Below are 21,386 nucleotides of genomic sequence, written 5' to 3'. Positions count from 1 at the left end.
GCTAATGCAGTATAAACGGTTTCTAGAAAGTCAGATAAGCCCCCAATACATAATTCGGCATGCTGTATCCATTAAGCAGGTATTTTGCAGTTTGAGATCTGGCCAGTGTAAATGCGTTCTCTACATTAAACTGGAAACGTATATTATTCATCCCTGCTTTTTTAGCCACCAGTTGCGGTACTTTGTATGCAAGTGAAATATTTCTCAAACGCATATTGCTCGCATCAATCACATTGATATCAGCATAGCCGTACATACTGGCACTTTGGCTGTTATACGCAGGATCTTCTGCAAAAACCACTTTAGGCACATTGGTTGTGAGCTCATCACCAGGATTTCTCCACCGGTTTACAATATCTTTATTTACGGTGCTAATTTGTGTTACATAGCCATTAAGGGCACTATTATAGGCCGATCCAAGCGTAGGTAAAAATGTATTCCTCATTTTATGTCCGCCCTCGAAAGTTAGCAGGAAGGACAGAGTGAAGTTCTTGTAATCCAGCGTACTGTTAAATGATCCGCTGTATTTTGGAACTGTCGTTCCGCTGTACACAATAGATTGCAGGTTAGTTGGCGAAGCCAATACCTTCTCTCCTTTTTCATTGTAAACCTGTGGCAATCCTTTATCACTTAAACCAGCCCATTGATAACTGTAAATGGCATTGTATGGATTTCCGATACGCGGGAAGGATTGCGGGTAATCAAGCTGAAGAATATAAAAAGGCGCCTCGATATTTACATAGGTAACTTTATTCTGGTTGTAAGCATACTGCATACCTAAATTCCAGTTCAGATCTTTAGCGCGTAAAATATCCGCCGATAGCGCCAATTCAATCCCATTGTTCAACATCTTTCCGTTATTGATGACATAGGTAGAATAACCAAACCCTTCTGTAGGTACGCCCTGCGTATTGGCAAGCAAGTCGGTACCTCTTTTACGATAATAATCTATTGAACCCGATAAACGATTGTTCAACACTGCGAAGTCCAGGCCTGCGTTGGTCGTGGTGGTTTTTTCCCAAGACAACAGCGGGTTTGGTCTGGTACCTACTGTGGCCTGCAGGCCACCCACATTGTAATTGGGATTAAAATTGAATGTGGTAAATGGCGCAGTATTGGTGTAAACGTTACCGCCTATACCATGCGAACCGCGCAGTTTCAGTCGGTCTACCCATTCCAAATTAAAGAAAGATTCTTTGTTGATATTCCAGCCCGCACCCACCGACCAGATTGGGGAATGCTGATATTTTGAACTCGTACCCCATAGGTTCGACCTATCCCAGCGAATACTACCGGTAAGCAGATATTTTTCATCATAAGTGTAGCCCGCATTGCTATAGAAAGAAACAAAACGTAATACGTTAACCCTCATTACTGCTGCATCTGCTGCTGTAAAACTTCCACTACCAAGAATGTTTCCCGGATAACTACCCAACAATGGCTGGTTCAGCAGGCTGTAGGTTAACGTGTTTGGATTGTAGTTATAAAGTGTCTGATTTCCGTATTCTATTTTTCTGTCTCTAATTTCAGAACCTAAAATTGCCGTTAAATTGTGTTTCTCTCCAAAGGTTTTATTGACATTGAACTGCTGCCTGAAATTGTATAAATTGCTGAATTGATTTTCTTTGTAATAAATATTTCCGTAAGGAAGATTGAAGATGGCAGTTCCACCGGCCACCGGATTAACAGAGGCAAAACTGTTTACCCTGCTTCGTACATAATAAGAATATTTATCATTTAACTGTTCCAATCTCCTGTTTGAATATTCATATTGAAAACTCGGATTATAGGATAACCAGTTGGCAATTTTTACCCCAAACTTGATGAACGACCTATTGGTGAAACTCTTTGTACTACCAAGGTTCATCCCCTGCTCATTCAGTGGATTAATATCCATATTATACAGACGGTTATTGTTGATCTGCGTCATGGTATTGGCAGATAAACGTGATGCCGCCGTAGAGGTAAAGTTGCTTCCATCGGCATTTACTAAACGGTCGTAAGGTAAATAGGCATAGCCTGGAGATAAGGTGTTATACGGTTGGGTATTTCCTTGAGCATACGATAGGAATGTACTTAGTTCCATGTTCAGCCACTTGGTGATCTGAGTGGTATTGTTAATGTTAACGCCAACAGACTGATCGCCAGCAAATTTATCCTGCGTTTTATTGTTACGGTAGGTTACGGAAGAATATAAAGCATTTTTTTCAGTCGCGTTCCCTACACTCAGGTTATACTGCTGATAAAAGGGATTACGCTTGCTGTACTGTTCCACATCATCGTAGTATTGGTATCCACCAGCTGACAACTGTGCTAATTTAGCGTTAAGATCTGCCTGCGAAAGCATGCCTGCAGCATTTTTCAGAATAGCATTAATACCCTGGCTTGGATAGGCCATATTCTGTAGCAGGTTGGCTGCATATCCAGATGCATTTGCGCCGCGTAAGTTCGGGTTATTAGCAGCCCATTCTTTTTCAAGCGCTACAATATCTGATGAATTCGTTAGGTTATCAGTGTAAAACCGGTATGGCGATATCGTAAATGTACTGGAAGCAGAAATTTGTGGCTTGCCAGTTTTTGCTTTCTTGGTTACAATAACAATTACACCGTTAGCTGCCTTTGCGCCATAAATAGAAGCTGCAGCTGCATCTTTTAATACCGTAACACTCTCAATATCTTCAAGATTCAGTCCTGGTATGCCATCCGTTACATTTCTGCTGTTTGCATTTAAGCTTACGTTTTCTACAGGAAAACCGTCAATTACGTATAATGGCTGAACCAAACCGTTCATGGAAGTGGTACCCCTGATCAAACCATTATTGTATCCCGGTATGCGGCCTTCAAGCAGCGACGGCAAACTGCTTAATCGCTGTTGATCCAGTTGTTTGGACGACACTTTCGAAAAGGATCCGGTAACGCGTTCCCTCGACAGCGTTTGGTAACCTGTTGAAACGGTCACTTCATCCAACTGACTGGTTTGGATGGCTAGTATAATATTGCCGAGATTTTGCGAAGCCTTGATTTCTCTGGTCTGATAACCTAAAAAGGCAATTACAAGTATAGCATCTTCATCTACATTCTCCAGTTTAAACTCACCGTCATTGTTGGTTACTACCTGTTTTTTCAACCCTTTTACGCTTACGGTAGCGCCAGGAAGAGGCATATTCTTTTCGTTGAGTACTCTACCGGTAATATCAATCGCCTGAAATTGTTTAATAATTTTTTCCAATAATGCAGGCTCCTTCTTTTTTACGAGTACAGATTTGTTGGCAATCGTAAACTCCAGCGATTGATTTTTAAATATCTGATCAAGAACGTCTTTCAGTTCGGCATTTTTAACGTCTATTGTAACTTTTTTGGAACTGTTTAATACAGAGTTTGTAATAACAAAATCGTAACCGGTTTGGTCGCTGATTTGGTCAAAAATGATAAATAGCCCTGCATTTTTGGCCGATAAGGTAATTTTTTGTGCGTAGGTGCCCGCACTTACCTGCATGATAATAGTAAGTATGAGTAAAGTGGTTAGCTTCATAACTCTCCATAGTTTGTGTTGCACGCTAAGAAAGCGCACTGGTTTGGTGCAAATTTGGTACATTTGATAAGTTTGGTTATTGCTTTAAGCCTTGTATTTCGAGTTCGCGGCTTTTAGCGGTTAGTTAACTGTTTGGTTAATTACCGGACTTTTATTACCAGTTCGATTGGCGTCGGACTGGTATTTAAATTTATTCTGCGTCATAGCCCGTTGTGGTCCCGGGAACGAACCTGAATTTCCGATAGATTAGATTTTGTAGATCTCTATTGTATAACGGTTACCCTCCTTCCTTCAACTTTGAATTTAACATCGTTCGAATAGCTGAGCATATTCAGCACTTCGCTTATATTTTTATGGAGCGAAATGTTACCATTAAACAGCTCACCCGATACCTTACCGGCGTACACCACATCAATATCGTACCAACGGCTGATTTTTGCCATCACCTCTTCAATCGGTTCGTTTCTGAAACGGAAATAACCATTTCTCCAGGCCATTACATTTTTTATGTCTGCGGGCGAAATGGCGATACCCTGCCCTTCCTGTACTGTCGATTGCTCTCCTGGCTTAATGATTTTTGTCTGTTGTTCCTGATTTGATACCCGCACGCTTCCTTCAACAAGTGTAGTTACTGCTTTGCGGTGATCAGGATAGCTGTTAACATTAAAATGTGTACCCAATACCTGTACCTCCTGAAGGTTGCTTTTTACAATAAAAGGATGTGCTTTATCTTTTGCAATTTGAAAATAGGCTTCACCAGTAAGTTCCACTTTACGAAATTTTGCCGATGCAAATGATGCTGGGAATTTGATTGAAGAGGATGCATTCAGCCATACTTCACTTTGATCTGGCAAACGGAGGCGGTAAGTTTCACCCCTGGCAGTCGATAAAGTGTGCAGGTGTATCCCTTCAGTCTCATTACTCTCTGTTGCGGTATAAATGAGTTGTCCATCGGCAGTTTTACTAATGATGATTCCTGCTTCGCTGGCCAGCTGACCGTTGCTGGCAGCAGACAAGGCTATCTTTTTGCCATTATCCAAGGTGAGGGTAGCAGCACTTTTGCCAGGAGGAATATCGTTCACGATAATATTGACGAGATTTTGTGGTTGCCGCTGATACCTGTTATAAATCAAGCTGATGGCTATAATGAATAAAACTGCAGCAGCTGCGATGCTGAACCAAAGTTTACGCCGCCTAACCTTAGGCTTTACAATTGCTATCGGCCCGATCTGCGTTTTTAATTCAGCCCATTTTTTATTGGTATTAGAAAAAGAGAAGGCTTTCAATGCATCTGCAGATTCATCCCTGATGGCACGAAGTTCCGCTAACAATAGCTGTTCATCGTCACTCAGGGAATTTGACAACTGTTCGTCTGCTTCCAGTTGGTCTAAAATCTTGTTCCAGTCGGGAGTAAAATTGCTGAAATTTTTATCCATATTGAAACACTGTCGTAGATGTATCGATAATGGGTGACAGCAAATCGGAAAATTTCTATTTTTTTTCTAAAATAAACTTAAAAACACCCTGAAAATGAATAAAAGCAGCGCAAAAGAGGATTAAATGATTGCGAAGCGCAGAATATGCTCTACTTAACTGTGTTTTGACCGTATTAACAGAAATACTTTGCTTTTTAGCAATTTCTGCGTAGCTCATTTTGTCTACCGCATGCATGATAAAAATATTTTGCCTGTTTTCCGGAAGTTTTTGAATCAATTCTACAATTTTCAGGTAACGATGATGTCTGATTTCGTTAAATTCCGTCTCATCAACGTCTTCTTGCTCTTCTTCCAGCGCGTTAAGCATCGAATTTCTTTTTTCAGTCACTGCACTTTTACGCAGAAAATCAATGCATTTATATTTTACAGCCCGGCGCGCATAGGCTTCAAAACCTGTGGTCAGTTTAATGGTATGACGCCTCTGCCAGAAGTCTAAGAAAAAGTCTTGCACCATATCTTCTGCTGTAAACTGATCATGAACGTATTCCATAGCAACAGCACATAGAAATTGATGATTTTTGCGAAACATCATTTCAAATTTGTCGATATTAAGTGTTACACTCTCCTCTCCTTCCATTAATTAAAATTTAATGATCAACATAGTTAGCTAAAAGCAACGAATTTACGAAATGAATGTTCCATCAAAAACTGTCTATTATTTATGGCTGCCATTGCTTGTAACCATCTTTTATCGTGGTGATATTTGATACTACAGAAATAAATCAGGAAATACGAGATTGGTAATTGAATTCAAGCAGCATTTAGCCTGGAATGAAGCGGTTTCTGCTTGATGAGCGCGACGTTTGAAAATAACTCGCTGAAAATTAAAGTAAACAGACTGCTTTTGAAAAATGAAATCGAATTTCAAAACTTTTCTGAAACATTCCTACCTGATCCGCGTTTATACCCCAAGATACTATTATCCGCCTTCGACTTCGATCGCTGTGACCGTATTGGCATCACTTAAAATCGATAACGATGGAAAAATATATACTCATAATTGAGGATGACGAGGATATTAGTGAATTATTTCAGGTTATCTTTGAAATGGTAGGTTATCATACTACGGTACTCACCGTTGCACCTGATCCCGAACTTATCGATAAACAAAATTTTCATTTGATTATAATGGATATCAGGCTCGTAGGATCCAGATATAACGGCAATGAGTTATGCCGGATTTTCAAATTGCAATACCCGGATAATAAAACACCTGTTCTATTGATGTCGGCAGAGTCGAATGGAGATATTTTAGCAAGGGAATGTGGAGCAGATGGCTTCATGAATAAACCTTTCGATGTTGATGATCTGGTGGCGCGCGCTTCTGAAATGATGGCTTAGAAGCCTATACTTTTATACTGTCGGAAGAAGAGTAAATTAAACAATCACATCAATTCTATTTTTTCAGATTTTGCTGAAAAAACACAAAGTGGTATTCAATAGATTTCCTCCAATAATCCGTATCATGGTTTCCGGGTTGTGAGATAAATGTTATAGGGATTTTCAGATGATCGGCCAATGATTTCAGTTCTAAAGTAGCGGAAAATAAAATATCTTCCGTTCCGCAATCCAGTAAAAACGTTTTCTTTACCGGATAATTCTTTATCAGTTCAGAGATGCTATAGCGATTCCAATTATGGTTCAGGTGGTTTCCGAGCAGTCGTTCGAGGTCGTCTGTCAGCCTCCTATTACCGAAAAACTGTAAGCTGGCTGTTTTAAGCTTATCAAAATCTAATGCTAAAGCACCGCTTGTACTTCCTGCCGTATTAAAATAATTATGGTGTGTGATAAAATACCTCAGAGCACCGTAACCGCCCATACTAAGTCCACTGATAAAAATATTTTTTTCATCTATGTTGAACGAATGATGAACTTTCGGCAACAGTTCGTCAAAAAAGAAGTCTTCATACCTTAATTTCTTATCAAAAGGACTGTTAACATACCATGACACAAATCCATCTGGCGTAACAATGATAAAACCATACCGGTCAGCCAGTTTTTGCAGATCAGTAGTTTTTGACCATTGCCGGTAATTTTCACTGTATCCATGCAACAGATAAACTAAGGGATATTGTTTAGCTTGCTTGTATGCTGTAGGTTTGAAAACCAATACGGTATCGGATTTTGCCAGATACTTTGATTTCAAAATCCACTTTTCCTGTGCCTGTACAGCAGCTGTTGTAAATAGCCCAATCATAATAACTATTGCCTTAATCATATTCTGTATTTTTGTTACAACAAATTTCCACAAGCATTTTTTCGTGGACAATAACGAACAAAATTGTGAGTGACTTAAAGAGATCATTATGCGTAAAGAAAATTCAACCAATGCTGTTAATGAGCAATTTTTGTTTCAGGTCTGTGAATTAAATTCAGCTATCGCAATGATTAGCGGACGCTGGAAATCACAAATTGTGTACTCAATTTCCCAGGGGAATAACCGCTTCCATCTGCTTAAAAAAGAATTACCCAATATTTCCGAACAGGTATTGGGCAGACAACTCAAAGAACTTGAAAAGCATGCTATTATCATCAAAAATGAAATCCCGGCTACGGTCCCTATTGGAATTGAATATATTTTAACCAGTAAAGGGAAAGATTTAGTACCCATCCTCAAAACCTTATGTGATTGGGGAAAAAGCTATGCCGAAGGCAAAAAAATAACAATTTAATTTTATTACGCTGCCATCGAAGTTCAACCGCGGCCAGTCAATGCCAAAGGAGAATCAAAGCATTTAGGAAAATACAACAAAATTTCAACTCTTTTTTTAAGATTCTGTAGATACTTTATGAATGCTAAGATAAATTAATATTATTTTTTCCAATTGGAAGACAGATCACCATATTTTCTTTTCAGATGATAGTACCTGAATAACAGACCATCGTACCACAGGGTGCCAAGTAGTAAGAGCACAGGCAGTAAGAGGATCTTCAACTGAAAATGCTGATATCCGAACCCACCGACCATTCCGCCTAAAAAGAATCCACCTATGATCATTGTTTTTAGAAAAATGCTTTTGTGAAGTGCTTTACGTACAGCAATTTCTTTATAAAATAATAATTGAGAAAGTGCTATCCCGAGATCTGTGAAAAGTCCCGTTAGGTGTGTTGTCCTCACGACCGACTGCGATACCTTTGTTACGAGTGCGTTTTGAAGTCCCATTGCAAATAACAAAGCGGAGGCTATTATAGTGTGGTGTGAATTACCCGAAGCAGGAAATATGATTGACCCGATACTTACAGACAAAATGATCGCGATTTCCAGAGATATGGGAATAATATAAGATTGGTGAGATTTGTATTTTGACCCATATTCTATAATGACACCTGAGACAAAAGCTCCTGATAAAAAAAACAGAATGTAACAAAGAAAGGTGAAAGCTGCACTATAATTCTTAAGGAACAGCTGTTCGGAGAAGAAGGCAAAATGTCCTGTCAGGTTAGTTGTTAAAGTATGTACCGACAAAACTCCCGAGATATTCACGATCCCCGCCACAATAGATAATATGGAGGCTAGTTTCAAGTTATGGGCATATGTCCGCCCTTTCCCCTTATGTCTGAACATTGGATTTTTTCTACAAATTTACGAATTCAAACCTAACTGTATACGCTATTTCATTTTCAAAAAGGTATTGCGCCTCATCAACGCATGGTAGCTAAATCATCCTGTTCCAGCATCATCCTCATGGAACTATCTTTTTCAATACTGTTGGTTCTATTAAAGTTTCTCAAACTTAGAAGGAACTCATCATGTGGATTAAAAATCATCATTTCCTTTTCTAAGGACCGATCTGTAATTTAGAACATGAGACGTTATAGTTGTCACTGTTAACAAGGGGTTAATACAACTGGCTAGACGATAACTGTTTCTTTTAGATTTTCATGAGATATTAATTTATCGGATACAATTTAAATCAATATTGTTTAGCAATGGGTGTGCAAATGATCTGGTAGATTAGATTACCTTATCTAATCTCATAATTAAATGATATAATATTTAACCAATGAACGCGGCAAGAAATCAATTAGCATATTTTTCTCTCCAACCTCCTTATCCACTTACTAATTTCGTGGAAAGCATCTGGATGATGAAGTATCATAAGGATGAGGCAGCAGAAAGCATCATTGTTCCGGATGGAAAAATAGATGTAGCCCTGTTGGCCGTGGAAAACGGCAGTTTTGAGATGTTTATATCTGGTATATTTACCGGTCCGATCATCAAACCGCCATTTCCTAAATCAACGATGTTTGTCATCAGTTTTCACCCGATAGCAGCGGAATACATCTTTAAACAGTCTTTTGCGGATTTAAAAAACGCGAGGAAGAAACTTGCCGCCGGTTATTGGGGATTTTGTGAAGATGATCTTTCAGATTTTGATCAATTTTACAGAAAAGCCTGCGAAATTATTGCTGTACAACTGAAAAAGGAAATCGATAGACGAAAAAAGAAATTGTTTGAGTTGATTTATCTAGCGAAAGGAACGACTACGGTAAAAGAACTGTCAGAACAAGTAGGGTGGAGCAGCAGGCAGATAAACCGATATTTCAACAATTGGTTCGGCGTATCATTAAAATCATATCTCAACATCATCCGTTTTTCAAATTCATTGAAACAGCTGAAAAACGGCGATTTTTATCCCGAACTGAATTATGGAGATCAGTCTCATTTTATCCGGGAGGTAAAGAAATTCTCTGGCGTAAAGCCTACAATTTTAAACAAAAACAAAAACGACCGATTTATCCAATTGAGCATGATGCCTGAAGATTAATTTTGTTTGGTGAATCAAACAAGAAATACGATGAGTTTAAATCATATCAATTTGGTGGTGAAAGACGTAGATAAAGCAGTGAGCTTATTTGCAGATTATTTAGGATTTAATTTAATAACGAACCGCAACAGTAAAATGGCAGTACTGGAAAACAGCCATTATTTTGTCCTGGTTATTTGGGGGCAGGTACTGAATAAGAAAAGTGACATACCAGAATACCCGGAAAATTTCCATATCGGATTTTATCAGGAGGATCAGGAAGCTGTTTGGGATATTTACAGCAAACTAAAGGAGAAAGAGGGTCTGCGATTAGAAGCAGAACCTAAAAAGATCAGAAATACGTTTGGGTTCTATTTTTATTTTGAAAATCTCATGATCGAGATCAGTTTGAATCCATTCAAAGAAAACGTAGACTGATTTACAAACCGTCCAGCGGGCTTATTTTATTGTCGACAGGCGTTTACCATATACTATAATATATAAATTGTGCCTTTAAGCGCTGCATATTATAATTATCAGACGTTGGAAAAAGCCCTGATGCGCTATTCGAAAAGAAGGAGTTATGGCAAAAAAAATCCGGGATTTAAAATGTTGAAATTCTAAATCCCGGCTTGTACCCGGAGCCGGAGTCGAACCGGCACGGTTTCCCACAGGTGTTTGAGACCAGCGCGTCTACCAATTCCGCCATCCGGGCATTCGTGTTGGACGGGGTTGCAAATGTAGAAATTGAAAATTAAAATCCAAAAATTATTTTTATTTAATTCTTAACTCATTTATTGTATGCCATTTACATTTTCCTGACGCTCATCTTTTAGCTTTCGATCTACAATAAATGGAGCAAATGGCAACAGGGAAGCCAAAAAAATCAAGGTCGCTTTACCAAACTTCCATTTTTGCTCTTGCCAGGCCAAAACCAACGTAGCCGCATATAATACAAATAATAAGCCGTGAGCCCATCCCGTATACTTTACATACAAGGGAAGGTTGGCAAAATATTTTAGCGGCATGGCGATAAATAATAAAAGCAGGTACGATATTCCTTCTGCTACAGCTACTTTACGAAAAATAGAAAGGGAGCTATTCATTGATCTGATTGTTTGCCCCGAAAGTATAACAAAGCCTTTGCCTAACCAAAACTAAAAAATGATTTTACAATAGTGTGTTTTAAAAGGTGGAAGGTTTTAAGGTGGAAGGTTTAGGGTTTAGGCGATCGCAATTACAAAACTCGTTTGAGTAGCAATTCTCTCTCTATTAACCACAGACTTCGCGAAGTATAGACACAAAGAACACCGTGTCTCTCCACCAAGTTATGGCAATATATCATCGGACTTCGGACCTCAGACATCCGACTTTAATCACCAATCTCATTTTTTACCACAAAGTGCCCTGAGTAATGACAAAGAACACAGTGTCTCTCCTCCAAGTTATGGCAACATATCATCGGACTTCGGGCCACCGACATCCGACTTTAATTTCCATCAAGCCAATTTTTCCCTGATCCGGTCGATATATTTCTGACGATAAAAATTATCTTTAATAGCAGGTAATAAAGCATCAGCATCTTTTGGATTACTGTCGAATTGCTTCGTCAGATCCTGTAATTCGTTAGTTAAACCCCGTTCTATGGCCTCAACATCAAGTTTTAGCTGTGCGTTTTTTTCTGCATCAGGCTCAAACTCCAAATCCATTAAAGCCTCATTAATATCCATCATTTCCATCAAAAAAGATTGTGGCAGCTGATAAGCTTCATCAGCTTTCACAATACCTTTCAATTCCAACACATATTTTAAGCGTTTCTTAGCGTTGTTCAGCGTCTGGTAAGCCTTATTGTTCAATGTCGATAGATCCAGTACTTCCTGCTGCTTGTCTTCGCTTTCATTGGCATAAAAATCGGGGTGAAACTGCTTGCTAAGCGCATAAAATTTGGCTTTTATTGCATCTTGATCCGGATAAAATTGAACCGGTAATTCGTAAAAATCGAAATAGTTAATATCTGATGCTTCTACACTCATGATGTATGTTAAATTAAAAAACCGCAGATGTACAGATCAGCTTTAAGCTCTGCACATCTGCGGCAATAATATAAATTTGGTTTTACTTACCGAAAGATTTTAAAATATCATTACCAAAAGCGAATACCATTAAACAGATCAGGATAACAAAACCTACAATCTGGGCCCGCTCCAGCACTTTTTCGCTTACAGGTTTGCGTTGTACCATTTCGATCAAAAGAAACACCACATGCCCCCCATCTAAGCCTGGGATAGGTAATAAATTCATAAATGCCAAAGCCATGGAGATCAATCCTGTCAGCGTCCAGAATTTAACCCAGTCGAAAGTACTGCCATATACCTTTGCAATACCAATCGGACTGCTGATGTTACGTGCACTCAATTTGCCGGTAATCATTTTTCCGATACCTTTAGCATTGTCTACAAAAGTACTCCAGGCCATATTGGCACCTACAGGAAGCGATTCGATAAAGCCAAAATCTACATGTGCAGTTTCAGGCATTTTCAGGTTCGGGATAATTCCGATCGTTCCCTCTTTGCTCACCTTAAGATTGAATGTAATCTCTTTTCCCTTCCGCAAGGCTTTAACCGTAATAGGCTTTAACTTATTTGCAGAAACTTCTTCTTTAAACTGATCGAAAAAAGTAATCTGTTTTCCATTAACCGACAAAATACTATCGCCCGGTTTAATGCCGGCCGTGTAAGCCGGATATACGGGTTTCTCGAACTTTTTGCCAAAGAGGTTATCAAAAAAAGATGGTTTATCTGCTTTTTCATCAGGTGCGCTCACCTTTCCCACACGCTCCATGATATATCGCGGAGAGATAAAATTTTCCTTATCGTTTTTTGATATTTTGTTCAGAATGGTATCCGGTACCGAAATATAAAGTGTTTTGTTGTCTCTTAAAATAGTTAGTTGTGCGCCATCAAACAATACTTTGCTGGATATCGCATCTTCAAAGCGAATCAGTTTATTGCCATTGATGGCCAAAATCCTATCTCCGTTTTTCAAGCCAATTTCCTTCCCGATTGTACCTACAGAAATACCATCATTCAGTTTACTGTTAACGGTATAATTTTGCCCGATGTTGAAGGTTAACATCCAGAAGATGAAAATACCAACAATTACGTTAACGATAATCCCCCCGAGCATGACAATTAAACGCTGCCAGGCTGGCTTGGAACGGAATTCCCAGGGTTGTGCAGGCTGTGCCATTTGCTCGGTATCCATACTTTCATCAATCATCCCGGCAATTTTCACATAACCGCCAAGTGGCAGCCATCCCACCCCATATTCAACATCACCTTTTTTGAAACTGAAAAGTTTAAAACCCCAGGCATCAAAAAATAAATAAAACTTTTCTACTTTAATACCAAATGCCCTGGCTGCCAAGAAATGTCCTAATTCGTGTAATATTACCAATAAAGACAATCCAAGCAGCAGTTGCCCCGCCATAATCAATCCGTTCATATTCGCTTATAAAATTTTTATGTTAGATGTTAAACTTTACTTTTTGTTACTAATCTGCCGGCTAAGATACGGCTATGTTTGTCAGTTTCTAAAAAATCGTTCAATTGTGGTTGTTCAACAAAACCGATTTCTTCCATACACTGTTCGATCACCTCGCTCATCTGCAGGAAACCAATTTTATCTTCCAAAAATGCCGCAACCACTATTTCGTTCGCTGCATTTAAAATACAGGGCATATTCCCTCCCCTCCGTAAAGCAATAAATGCAAGGTCTAGATTCCTGAATGTTTCCAGATCGGCCTTTTCAAAACTGAAGGTCGGATAATCTAAGAAATTAAAACGTTTAAAATTGTTTTTTAGCCTATCGGGATAATTTAAAGCATATTGGATCGGCAGTTTCATATCTGGAACACCCAGCTGGGCTTTCATAGAACCATCGGTAAACTGAACAATGGAGTGAATGATCGATTGAGGATGAACAATCACATCAATCTGATCTACATCCAGGTTAAATAACCATTTGGCCTCAATTACCTCCAAACCTTTATTCATCAGTGATGCCGAATCGATCGTTATTTTTGCACCCATTATCCAGTTGGGATGTTTTAATGCCTGCTCTTTTTTTATGGCCGATAAGAAATCTTTTGTCTTTCCTAAAAAAGGTCCGCCCGATGCCGTTAAATAAATTTTTTCAATTTCATTTTGCTCTTCGCCAACCAAACATTGAAATATGGCAGAGTGCTCAGAATCAACCGGTAAGATTTTAACTTGATTTTCAGTTGCCAGTTGCGTAATCAGCTCGCCTGCAACCACTAAAGTCTCTTTGTTGGCCAAAGCAATGTTTTTTCCTGCTTTTATGGCTGCAATGGTTGGTTTCAGCCCCACCGAGCCCATTAATGCGGTCAGTACAATATCGCTATCTGCATAGGCTGCAACTTCTGATAAAGCATTCTCTCCGGCCAAAACTTTTATATCAAAGCCGAACAGCGCATCTTTAACCTCCCTGTACTTGTTTTCATCGCAGATAACAACAACTGCTGGTTTAAATTCAATCGCCTGTTGGATAAGTAGTTCTGAATTCTTTAATGCAGATAAAACAGCTACCTTAAAAACACGGGGATGATCCCTGATCACTTCCAGTGCCTGTGTACCTATACTTCCTGTAGAACCTAATATGGTTATTCTTTTCAAATCGTTTTTACATTGTTATAACCGCCCTGGTACGTGTCCTCACGAACCATTCTCGCATTTAGTTTCATTAAAGCATGAACTGAAGCGCTAACTATTCTTTAATACAGTTTGCTCAAATCAATTAAGCTTTATTTATTCATGCCATCACACGACCATTTTGTCATTCTGAAAAGCATCTGTTGAGCAATCGTCATCTAGACTGTAGCGCAGCGGAATGGAGAGATCTATCTAGACAGATTTCTCGACTGCGTTACACTTCGCTCGAAATGACGACTCGTCGTTAAAAAATATATAACGAACCGTGGAAGATTAATTAAACAATATACTTCTCCAATCCTTCTGCCAGTTTTCTATCGTTGCTCAACCGAGGCACTTTATTTTGTCCACCTAATTTCCCCTCACTTTTCATATAATTTACAAAAGCATCTTTTTGCAGCTTACGTATGATCAATGGCTGCAAGATATGACCTTCAATGAGGTCAAAGTAATAAATATTTTTCTTTTGTAAAGCCTCATCCACCTTTTTACTAAAGGCAGCCAAATCTTTTGGTGGAGATGAGAATTCTACAAACCATTCATGATAAGGCAATTGGCCTGCTTCCGGATTAACCTGCGGCGCCACGGTAAATTCTGTAATTTCTACCTGCTCTGCATTGGCCACGCTCAAAATAGCCTGTTCCACCTCTTCTCCTATTACATGTTCGCCAAAAGCAGAGATAAAATGTTTTATCCGCCCGGTTACCACGATTTTGTAGGGATTTTTTGAAACAAACTTAACGGTATCACCAATACTATAGCCCCATAAACCTGCATTAGTATTTAAGATCAGGGCGTAATTGGTATCCAGCTCCACCTCACCAAGCGATAACCTCGTTGGATTATCATTATAATATTCATCTGCTGGTACAAATTCGTAAAAAATACCTGCATCAGCCAACAACAATAAACCCTTATCTTTTTGCGAATCCTGATAAGCGATGAATCCCTCTGATGCGGGATAGGTTTCGATGGCATCAACTTTTCTACCGATACTTTGCTCAATTTTCGCCCGATAGGGTTCAAAATTTACCCCACCGTAAATGAAGAGACTAAAATTCCTGAATATTTCAGCAATTTTCTTTCCTCCGGATTTTTCTGAAAGTTTATCGAAATACATCTGTACCCAGGGTGGAATACCAGAGATCAAAGTCATGTTTTCATTGATCGTTTCTTCCACAATGGCATCTACTTTTTGTTCCCAATCTTCGATGATATTGGTTTGATAAGAAGGTAAACGGTTCTTTTGCAGGTAGGCCGGTACATGGTGGGCCACAATACCCGATAAACGACCTACATTGATTCCATTTTTGACACTCAATACCGGACTTCCCTGCAGGAAAATCATTTTTCCGTTTACAAAATCTGCCTTTCCTGTTTCATTGATATAAGTTAAAATGGCATTCCTTGCCGCTTTTATGTGTTCTGGCATCGATTCTTTAGAGAGTGGAATATATTTGACGCCCGAGGTAGTACCCGATGTTTTGGCGAAATAAAGTGGTTTACCTTTCCAAAGTACGCCGGCCTCTCCAGCCACGACCCGGTCTACATATGGCTTTAATCCTTCATAATCCTGAACCGGAACATGTTTTTTAAAATCAGCATAGGTGTTGATATCATTAAAATGATGATCTTTCCCAAAAGCTGTATTTTCAGCTGCTTTAACCAGCCGCTTTAATATCTTATTTTGAGCATCAACGGCATTATATTTCCATTTGTTGATCTGCCAGACTGCAAATGCCGCAAAGGGTTTACTTAACGCTGCTTTAAGTCCCATTTTAATGATTGAATTTGGAATAATTAAATGATTGATGGAGAAAATCCTCCCTAAACAATATTATGTAAAATATCAGGATGTTGATCGCCTTTATACTCGCTTGAAATTTTTCGGTATGCAACGGTTAAAGCCACACTGGAAAGCGGAACAATGATGAATGAACTTAAAATATTTACTATAAAGGCAATTAAAGGCCATTGCAGGTAATTTAACAACAGGTAGATCAGGTATCCTCCACCTAAAACAACCAATAATAGCAATATCTTGGTGAAATTTCCCTTGGTAGTGGCCAAACTCAATTTGATAGAATCAAATGGGGTGGCACCTTTATCAATAATAAAAAATGGAAAAAATGAGATCCTTAACCAGGTGATAAAAATGGCAATAATCCCTACCGAGATGGCTACATTTTTAACTATCGATAAATTTATTCCGGTATAAATGAATGGGAAAGCAACGAGAATTACTACCAGATAAACACCAAGGATACAGCCTACAAAATAAAGGGTAGCGATCAGGAACCTGATAATCTGCTGTCTGGTTGGAAGCGTATCTACAATTTTTACATCATTTTCTTCATCGTCCATTAAATGGAAAATATATTTAAATAGCGAAAGATTAATGGTGAAATAAAGCAGAACGAAAATAATTACCATAATTACGCTTAAAGCTTTGCTTACATCCTTGATAAAAAAGGCCATTAAGCTCGATGCACTAGCGGTGATAAACATCAAAAAACATAATGTAGCGATCGAGAAATAGTGTTTTCTGGTAATGCCCCATGCCTTTTGTATCACATCGTTAACGGCAAAAGTGCTTTCTTTTAGATAATTGATCATTGTTATTTGAATACCACACGTTTAAATAAATCCTGTATAAATCCCAAACCATAAGCAGTTAATTGGATAAATGAAGATATAATGCTCAAAAATGCAACTTTTAAAGATTTATTTACAGACCATGAATGAAAAAATATCAACATAAAATAAATCAATAAGAAGAAGTTACAAACATATGCTAATGGAGGATATATAAAGTTACACAAAATAGTGAAACCAAAACCCAACGTAAAAAAGGCTGGAAAAAAATGAACGAGTTTTAACTCTTTTGGGAAATGTTTATAAATATTGATCCTTGCCCTTCCAAAAAAGTGCAGCTGTTTATAAAACTGGCTAAAGCTGGTACGGCGCTTATGATAAACCTTTGCATCGGGAATCAAACCGATTTTAAAACCGTTCTCATGAATGCGGATACTGTATTCAATATCTTCACCTAAACGGGTTAAAATAAAACCACCAACCTTTTCCCAGGCCTGACGGGAAACGCCCATATTAAAGCTGCGGGGATGGAACTGCCCGACATGTTGTTTATTTCCACGAATGCCACCTGTGGTAAAGGGCGAAGTCATGGCATAACTGATTGCTTTTTGTACAGGCGTAAAACTATCGTGGGCTGCATCCGGACCACCGTAAGCATCTAAATGATGTTCATACAGATAGTTTTTAACAATCTCTAAATAATTGGCAGGAACCAGAATATCAGAATCGAAAATGACAAAGTAATCGCCTTTGGCCCTTTCAAAACCAAAATTACGGGCAAAGCCCTGTCCTGCATTTTCCTTAAAGTAATATTTAACGTCCAGTTGATCTGCATAAGAAGCAACAATTTCCTTCGCATCGTTTTTAGAACCATCTTCAATCACCAAAACCTCAAACTGTAAATAAGTCTGTTTGGTTAAAGTATATAAAAGTTCGTCAATTTCCTGCGGACGATTGTAAAGGGGAATGATGATGGAGAAAAACATTTTTTGGAGGTTGAAGGTTGAGGGTTTAAAGGTTGAGGCTAAAGGGGCGGATGGACCTTCCGCTTTCCTGCCTTCTACCTTAATTCCTTTTCTATCAAATACTGGTTTCTTTCTGGTGCATTGCGGGTTACCAGTTCTGCCACAAAACCTGTTAAGAACATTTGCGAGCCAACTATAATAGCAACCAACGCAATGTAAAATAACGGCTGGTCGGTAATTTCTCTTTTGTAAGGAATATGTGCAGCAAGGTGATAAAGTTTTTCACCGATCATCCATAATGCCATAAAAGTACCAATAAGAAAACTTAAAACTCCCAATGAACCAAAAAAGTGCATCGGGCGCTTGCCGAATTTACCCACAAAGAAAATAGAGAGCAAATCTAAAAAACCATTGATAAATCTGCTGAAACCAAATTTGGTTGTGCCATATTTACGTGCACGGTGTTCTACCACCTGTTCAGCTATTTTGCCGAATCCGGCCCATTTGGCAATTACCGGAATATAACGGTGCATCTCGCCATATACTTCTATGGTTTTGATCACGTCGCTCCGGTAAGCCTTTAAACCACAGTTAAAATCGTTCAGTGCTATACCGCTCATTTTGCGGGTAGCTGCATTAAAGAGTTTAGTCGGTATTGTTTTCGTAATCGGATCATAACGTTTCTTTTTCCAGCCCGAAATCAGGTCCAGTTTCTCTTCTTTAATACGACGGTATAATTCCGGAATTTCATCCGGGCTATCCTGCAAATCGGCGTCCATGGTAATTACCACATCGCCCTGTGTAGCTTCAAAACCAACATTTAATGCGGCTGATTTACCATAATTACGTCTAAATTTAATGCCTTTTATGGCGGGATTTTGAAGCCTTAATTCTTCAATTACCACCCAGGATCGATCGGTGCTACCATCATCAACCAAAATAATCTCATAGCTGAAATTATTTTCAGTCATCACTTTATCAATCCAGGCCGTTAATTCTGGCAGGGATTCATCTTCATTAAATAAGGGTACTACAACTGATATATCCATTTTTGAGTATTATCGTCATTGCGAGAAGGAACGACCAGGCAATCTGTTTGAAAGATTGCCACACCCCTACGCTCTTCCTGAGTTTTGTTCGCGATGACGCATTATTAAAAACGTGCAAATTTCATCAAATTAAATGATAAAACCTGCACGTTCAAAATTTTTGATTCAATTATAATTTAATGTCTTTAGCTTTTACTTTGATAATCTTCCCCTGATCGGAAAAAACTAAAACACCGTCGTTCTTGGCCTTGTATGCAACAAGTTTTTTGAATGCTAAGTTGAGGCCTAAACGTATTTTGGATCGTAATTCGATATTGTTATTATTTTCCATTATTTAAAAAATTAAATTTCGACCAAGTCTTTTTTTCAAAGATAGTGATTTCATCCGTCAAATTCCCTTCTGCTATGAATTGCAATTGCCTATCTGAACTATTAATAATTAACCAATAATCAGCAACTTCGGTAAATTGTTCCAAATTTTGCAAGCCTTTTTTATACCTTCTTCTAATTACATCTTCAGGAATATCGTGTCCACCTTCAGACACCCTCATTTTAACCCTCTCGATCGCAAGCTCTACATCATTTAACCAAAAGAATAAAAGCGTTATCTGATAACCTGAAGCTTTTGCTTTTTTGATGGTATTTAAGTAAGATTTAGTAGTGAGTGTAGTTTCAATAGCAAAATCTGCTTTTTGCCATAGCAGCTCATCAATCCGTTTCAGCATAATTTTTCCAGCCTGAATGGCTACACTTTCGGGTTTAAACGGAGAAATTCCGCGAGCGATCTCATCGGCGTTAACAAATTCTCTACAGTTCAGGATTTCAGGCAGAACAGTAAATGATGCCGTTGTTTTGCCAGCTCCATTACAACCCGAAATAATATACAGATGAGGCATAACAATTGGCGATTTAAACTAAAAAGTGCAGATTTCATCAAATTAAATGATAAAACCTGCACGTTCAAAATTTTATAAAAAGAATTTAGTCTTCTTTAGGAAACGAGTTGAAGGTAACTGGCGCTTTTCTTTTCAAAATAGCAGCCAAGATGAGCGAAAGCACACCATACAGTGCAAGTGAAACACCAAAGCTGGTAAATATATTTTTAAAAGTAGGTTCAAGTTTCTCCTGCATATTACCTGCCTTAGCAATCGCTTCGTCAATTTGTTCGCTGGCCATTCCAAATTTCTCCATCATTGCTCTTTGCGCTGTTTCAATAGCATCTGCAGCCTTCGCCGGAAGATCGGGATCGATGATCTTCATCAGCACTACATTATAAAGTGTTGCTGTTAAGGCCAGTATCAAAGAAATAATTAAAAAAGCCTTAAACGCTTCTCCAAATGTCCAGAAACCACCAATTTCTTTACGAATATTAATCCCCACTACTACCAGCAAAGCAATAAATAAAACAAATATGGCTATCTGCGCCATAAAACTGGTGTAAATTAATACCGGATCGATAAAATGCAGCGTCAAAGATAAAACGATTGATACTGCAGCCAGCATTAATCCATTTTTTAAAGCTAATTTGGAAATAAGAGCACTCTTGTCCATTTTTTATTTTTTTTAGTTATTGATTGTTGTGATCAATGTATAAGATGCAGCATCGAAAGCTTTGTTACGGCTAAACTGAATTAATTCTTTCTCGGTTTCCTTACTACCTTCCACATCCAGGAAGAAAACCATAAAAGGCACAAACAATTCCTGCATTTCTTCGCTGATACTTAATTTTGAAGCGGTTTTACAGATCTCTTCCACACTACTTTCGGCCAGTTGCTGGTTGCTGATCAGTTCTTCGTAAATCTCAAACTCATCCTGAAACTCGTCATCTTCCACCAACAAAAATTCTTTTAAGAAATCGCCCAGTTCAGGTTCTAAATCTTCATCCTTACATTCTTTAATATAGAGCAAAAGATTTAAGAGTTCAGTTCCCCTGTCAATGGTTTCTTCTTCAATATTGGCCCACTCATCGCTTTCCAGATAGTCGTCTTCCAGTTTTTGCACATCGCTACTGAAGAAATTCACCATGAGTAAATCAAAAAATATTTCGCGCAATTCTTCAAATTTAGGATAGGAGTCAAAAACGGCATCAAAAGCGGTGGCTTTATCTAAAAAGTTAACATCAAGCTCAAATGCAGCTAACAATTCTGTTTCAAAACCTTCCACATTAATGGCTGAAACCTCGGCGTATTTATGAATGGAAGCGCTTAGCGCTTGTTTTACTCTATTATCCATGATTAAGATTTTTAAGGTTATAGGATTTTAAGATTATTA

General features: G+C 38.5%; 20 protein-coding genes and 1 tRNA gene. 4 read left to right on the top strand and 17 right to left on the bottom strand.

All coding sequences use genetic code 11. From position 1 onward, the window contains the following. Positions 1-22: 22 nt before the first annotated feature. The 3 genes from ACK1I8_RS03385 to ACK1I8_RS03375 all read right to left on the bottom strand — a co-directional run bounded on the left by ACK1I8_RS03385 (position 23) and on the right by ACK1I8_RS03375 (position 5,605). On the bottom strand, positions 23-3,532 hold the full coding sequence (locus ACK1I8_RS03385) for a SusC/RagA family TonB-linked outer membrane protein (RefSeq protein ID WP_412467939.1): 3,510 nt from the start codon (positions 3,530-3,532) through the stop codon (positions 23-25). A 263-nt stretch (positions 3,533-3,795) separates the two neighbouring features. Continuing rightward, positions 3,796-4,968, bottom strand: a complete 1,173-nt coding sequence (locus ACK1I8_RS03380) for a FecR family protein (protein ID WP_412467938.1) — start codon at positions 4,966-4,968, stop codon at positions 3,796-3,798. A gap of 55 nt (positions 4,969-5,023) precedes the next feature. Then, positions 5,024-5,605 carry an RNA polymerase sigma-70 factor gene (locus tag ACK1I8_RS03375; protein ID WP_412467937.1) on the bottom strand — a complete coding sequence of 194 codons (582 nt, stop codon included), beginning with the start codon at positions 5,603-5,605 and terminating at the stop codon, positions 5,024-5,026. A gap of 401 nt (positions 5,606-6,006) precedes the next feature. Between ACK1I8_RS03375 and ACK1I8_RS03370 the strand changes: the two genes are divergently transcribed. Beyond that, positions 6,007-6,369: a response regulator transcription factor gene (locus ACK1I8_RS03370; RefSeq protein ID WP_412467936.1), complete on the top strand. Its 363-nt coding sequence runs from the start codon at positions 6,007-6,009 to the stop codon at positions 6,367-6,369. Between the two features lie 55 nt (positions 6,370-6,424). Here the strand turns inward: ACK1I8_RS03370 and ACK1I8_RS03365 are convergent, their stop codons facing one another. Further along, complete coding sequence (locus ACK1I8_RS03365) at positions 6,425-7,246, bottom strand: alpha/beta hydrolase (RefSeq protein ID WP_412467935.1); 822 nt, start codon at positions 7,244-7,246, stop codon at positions 6,425-6,427. Positions 7,247-7,334: 88 nt separating this feature from the next. Here ACK1I8_RS03365 and ACK1I8_RS03360 point away from each other — a divergent pair, with 88 nt between their 5' ends. Continuing rightward, complete coding sequence (locus tag ACK1I8_RS03360) at positions 7,335-7,700, top strand: winged helix-turn-helix transcriptional regulator (RefSeq protein WP_412467934.1); 366 nt, start codon at positions 7,335-7,337, stop codon at positions 7,698-7,700. Between the two features lie 140 nt (positions 7,701-7,840). Here ACK1I8_RS03360 and ACK1I8_RS03355 read toward each other — a convergent pair whose 3' ends face one another. Continuing rightward, complete coding sequence (locus ACK1I8_RS03355; RefSeq protein ID WP_412467933.1) at positions 7,841-8,551, bottom strand: YoaK family protein; 711 nt, start codon at positions 8,549-8,551, stop codon at positions 7,841-7,843. Between the two features lie 481 nt (positions 8,552-9,032). Here ACK1I8_RS03355 and ACK1I8_RS03350 point away from each other — a divergent pair, with 481 nt between their 5' ends. Continuing rightward, positions 9,033-9,797 (top strand): DUF6597 domain-containing transcriptional factor, encoded by a 765-nt coding sequence (locus ACK1I8_RS03350; RefSeq protein ID WP_412467932.1) that lies wholly within the window; start codon positions 9,033-9,035, stop codon positions 9,795-9,797. A gap of 30 nt (positions 9,798-9,827) precedes the next feature. Beyond that, a complete protein-coding gene (locus ACK1I8_RS03345; RefSeq protein WP_412467931.1) occupies positions 9,828-10,214 on the top strand; it encodes a VOC family protein in 387 nt (128 codons plus the stop codon). Between the two features lie 197 nt (positions 10,215-10,411). Here the strand turns inward: ACK1I8_RS03345 and ACK1I8_RS03340 are convergent. The 12 genes from ACK1I8_RS03340 to ACK1I8_RS03285 form a co-directional block, all read right to left on the bottom strand. Beyond that, positions 10,412-10,491, bottom strand: a tRNA-Leu gene (locus ACK1I8_RS03340). A 79-nt stretch (positions 10,492-10,570) separates the two neighbouring features. Continuing rightward, entirely contained in the window at positions 10,571-10,882 is a 312-nt protein-coding gene (locus ACK1I8_RS03335) for a DUF3817 domain-containing protein (RefSeq protein WP_412467930.1), read from the bottom strand. 393 nt (positions 10,883-11,275) lie between these two features. After that, the gene (gene hscB, locus ACK1I8_RS03330; RefSeq protein ID WP_412467929.1) at positions 11,276-11,809 is read right to left on the bottom strand and encodes a Fe-S protein assembly co-chaperone HscB; all 534 of its coding nucleotides are present in this window, start codon (positions 11,807-11,809) and stop codon (positions 11,276-11,278) included. Between the two features lie 82 nt (positions 11,810-11,891). Continuing rightward, on the bottom strand, positions 11,892-13,280 hold the full coding sequence (locus tag ACK1I8_RS03325; protein WP_412467928.1) for a site-2 protease family protein: 1,389 nt from the start codon (positions 13,278-13,280) through the stop codon (positions 11,892-11,894). A 29-nt stretch (positions 13,281-13,309) separates the two neighbouring features. Next, positions 13,310-14,470 (bottom strand): 1-deoxy-D-xylulose-5-phosphate reductoisomerase, encoded by a 1,161-nt coding sequence (locus ACK1I8_RS03320; protein ID WP_412467927.1) that lies wholly within the window; start codon positions 14,468-14,470, stop codon positions 13,310-13,312. A gap of 313 nt (positions 14,471-14,783) precedes the next feature. Continuing rightward, on the bottom strand, positions 14,784-16,283 hold the full coding sequence (locus ACK1I8_RS03315; protein ID WP_412467926.1) for a GH3 auxin-responsive promoter family protein: 1,500 nt from the start codon (positions 16,281-16,283) through the stop codon (positions 14,784-14,786). Between the two features lie 50 nt (positions 16,284-16,333). Continuing rightward, positions 16,334-17,122 (bottom strand): hypothetical protein, encoded by a 789-nt coding sequence (locus tag ACK1I8_RS03310; protein ID WP_387504218.1) that lies wholly within the window; start codon positions 17,120-17,122, stop codon positions 16,334-16,336. Positions 17,123-17,124: 2 nt separating this feature from the next. Then, positions 17,125-18,087 carry a glycosyltransferase gene (locus tag ACK1I8_RS03305; protein ID WP_412467925.1) on the bottom strand — a complete coding sequence of 321 codons (963 nt, stop codon included), beginning with the start codon at positions 18,085-18,087 and terminating at the stop codon, positions 17,125-17,127. Between the two features lie 74 nt (positions 18,088-18,161). After that, entirely contained in the window at positions 18,162-19,115 is a 954-nt protein-coding gene (locus tag ACK1I8_RS03300) for a glycosyltransferase family 2 protein (RefSeq protein WP_412467924.1), read from the bottom strand. Between the two features lie 320 nt (positions 19,116-19,435). Next, on the bottom strand, positions 19,436-20,011 hold the full coding sequence (locus tag ACK1I8_RS03295; protein ID WP_412467923.1) for a zeta toxin family protein: 576 nt from the start codon (positions 20,009-20,011) through the stop codon (positions 19,436-19,438). Between the two features lie 85 nt (positions 20,012-20,096). Continuing rightward, complete coding sequence (locus ACK1I8_RS03290) at positions 20,097-20,666, bottom strand: DUF4199 domain-containing protein (RefSeq protein ID WP_412467922.1); 570 nt, start codon at positions 20,664-20,666, stop codon at positions 20,097-20,099. A 12-nt stretch (positions 20,667-20,678) separates the two neighbouring features. Next, positions 20,679-21,347 carry a hypothetical protein gene (locus tag ACK1I8_RS03285; RefSeq protein WP_412467921.1) on the bottom strand — a complete coding sequence of 223 codons (669 nt, stop codon included), beginning with the start codon at positions 21,345-21,347 and terminating at the stop codon, positions 20,679-20,681. Positions 21,348-21,386 lie beyond the last annotated feature (39 nt).

The organism is Pedobacter sp. KLB.chiD, from assembly GCF_047040275.1.
Classification (GTDB): Bacteria; Bacteroidota; Bacteroidia; order Sphingobacteriales; family Sphingobacteriaceae; genus Pedobacter.
The sequence above is the reverse complement of the archived record's forward strand: the minus strand, read 5'-3'. Positions and strand labels throughout refer to the sequence as shown.

What these genes read in the sequence shown, in the direction of transcription:
- ACK1I8_RS03375 (WP_412467937.1), bottom strand. Translation starts at nt 5,605, where the DNA reads ATGGAAGGAGAGGAGAGTGTAACACTTAATATCGACAAATTTGAAATG.
- ACK1I8_RS03310 (WP_387504218.1), bottom strand. Translation starts at nt 17,122, where the DNA reads ATGATCAATTATCTAAAAGAAAGCACTTTTGCCGTTAACGATGTGATA.
- ACK1I8_RS03385 (WP_412467939.1), bottom strand. Translation starts at nt 3,532, where the DNA reads ATGAAGCTAACCACTTTACTCATACTTACTATTATCATGCAGGTAAGT.
- ACK1I8_RS03350 (WP_412467932.1), top strand. Translation starts at nt 9,033, where the DNA reads ATGAACGCGGCAAGAAATCAATTAGCATATTTTTCTCTCCAACCTCCT.
- ACK1I8_RS03380 (WP_412467938.1), bottom strand. Translation starts at nt 4,968, where the DNA reads ATGGATAAAAATTTCAGCAATTTTACTCCCGACTGGAACAAGATTTTA.
- ACK1I8_RS03345 (WP_412467931.1), top strand. Translation starts at nt 9,828, where the DNA reads ATGAGTTTAAATCATATCAATTTGGTGGTGAAAGACGTAGATAAAGCA.
- ACK1I8_RS03325 (WP_412467928.1), bottom strand. Translation starts at nt 13,280, where the DNA reads ATGAACGGATTGATTATGGCGGGGCAACTGCTGCTTGGATTGTCTTTA.
- ACK1I8_RS03370 (WP_412467936.1), top strand. Translation starts at nt 6,007, where the DNA reads ATGGAAAAATATATACTCATAATTGAGGATGACGAGGATATTAGTGAA.
- ACK1I8_RS03335 (WP_412467930.1), bottom strand. Translation starts at nt 10,882, where the DNA reads ATGAATAGCTCCCTTTCTATTTTTCGTAAAGTAGCTGTAGCAGAAGGA.
- hscB (WP_412467929.1), bottom strand. Translation starts at nt 11,809, where the DNA reads ATGAGTGTAGAAGCATCAGATATTAACTATTTCGATTTTTACGAATTA.
- ACK1I8_RS03295 (WP_412467923.1), bottom strand. Translation starts at nt 20,011, where the DNA reads ATGCCTCATCTGTATATTATTTCGGGTTGTAATGGAGCTGGCAAAACA.
- ACK1I8_RS03285 (WP_412467921.1), bottom strand. Translation starts at nt 21,347, where the DNA reads ATGGATAATAGAGTAAAACAAGCGCTAAGCGCTTCCATTCATAAATAC.
- ACK1I8_RS03290 (WP_412467922.1), bottom strand. Translation starts at nt 20,666, where the DNA reads ATGGACAAGAGTGCTCTTATTTCCAAATTAGCTTTAAAAAATGGATTA.
- ACK1I8_RS03305 (WP_412467925.1), bottom strand. Translation starts at nt 18,087, where the DNA reads ATGTTTTTCTCCATCATCATTCCCCTTTACAATCGTCCGCAGGAAATT.
- ACK1I8_RS03365 (WP_412467935.1), bottom strand. Translation starts at nt 7,246, where the DNA reads ATGATTAAGGCAATAGTTATTATGATTGGGCTATTTACAACAGCTGCT.
- ACK1I8_RS03315 (WP_412467926.1), bottom strand. Translation starts at nt 16,283, where the DNA reads ATGGGACTTAAAGCAGCGTTAAGTAAACCCTTTGCGGCATTTGCAGTC.
- ACK1I8_RS03300 (WP_412467924.1), bottom strand. Translation starts at nt 19,115, where the DNA reads ATGGATATATCAGTTGTAGTACCCTTATTTAATGAAGATGAATCCCTG.
- ACK1I8_RS03360 (WP_412467934.1), top strand. Translation starts at nt 7,335, where the DNA reads ATGCGTAAAGAAAATTCAACCAATGCTGTTAATGAGCAATTTTTGTTT.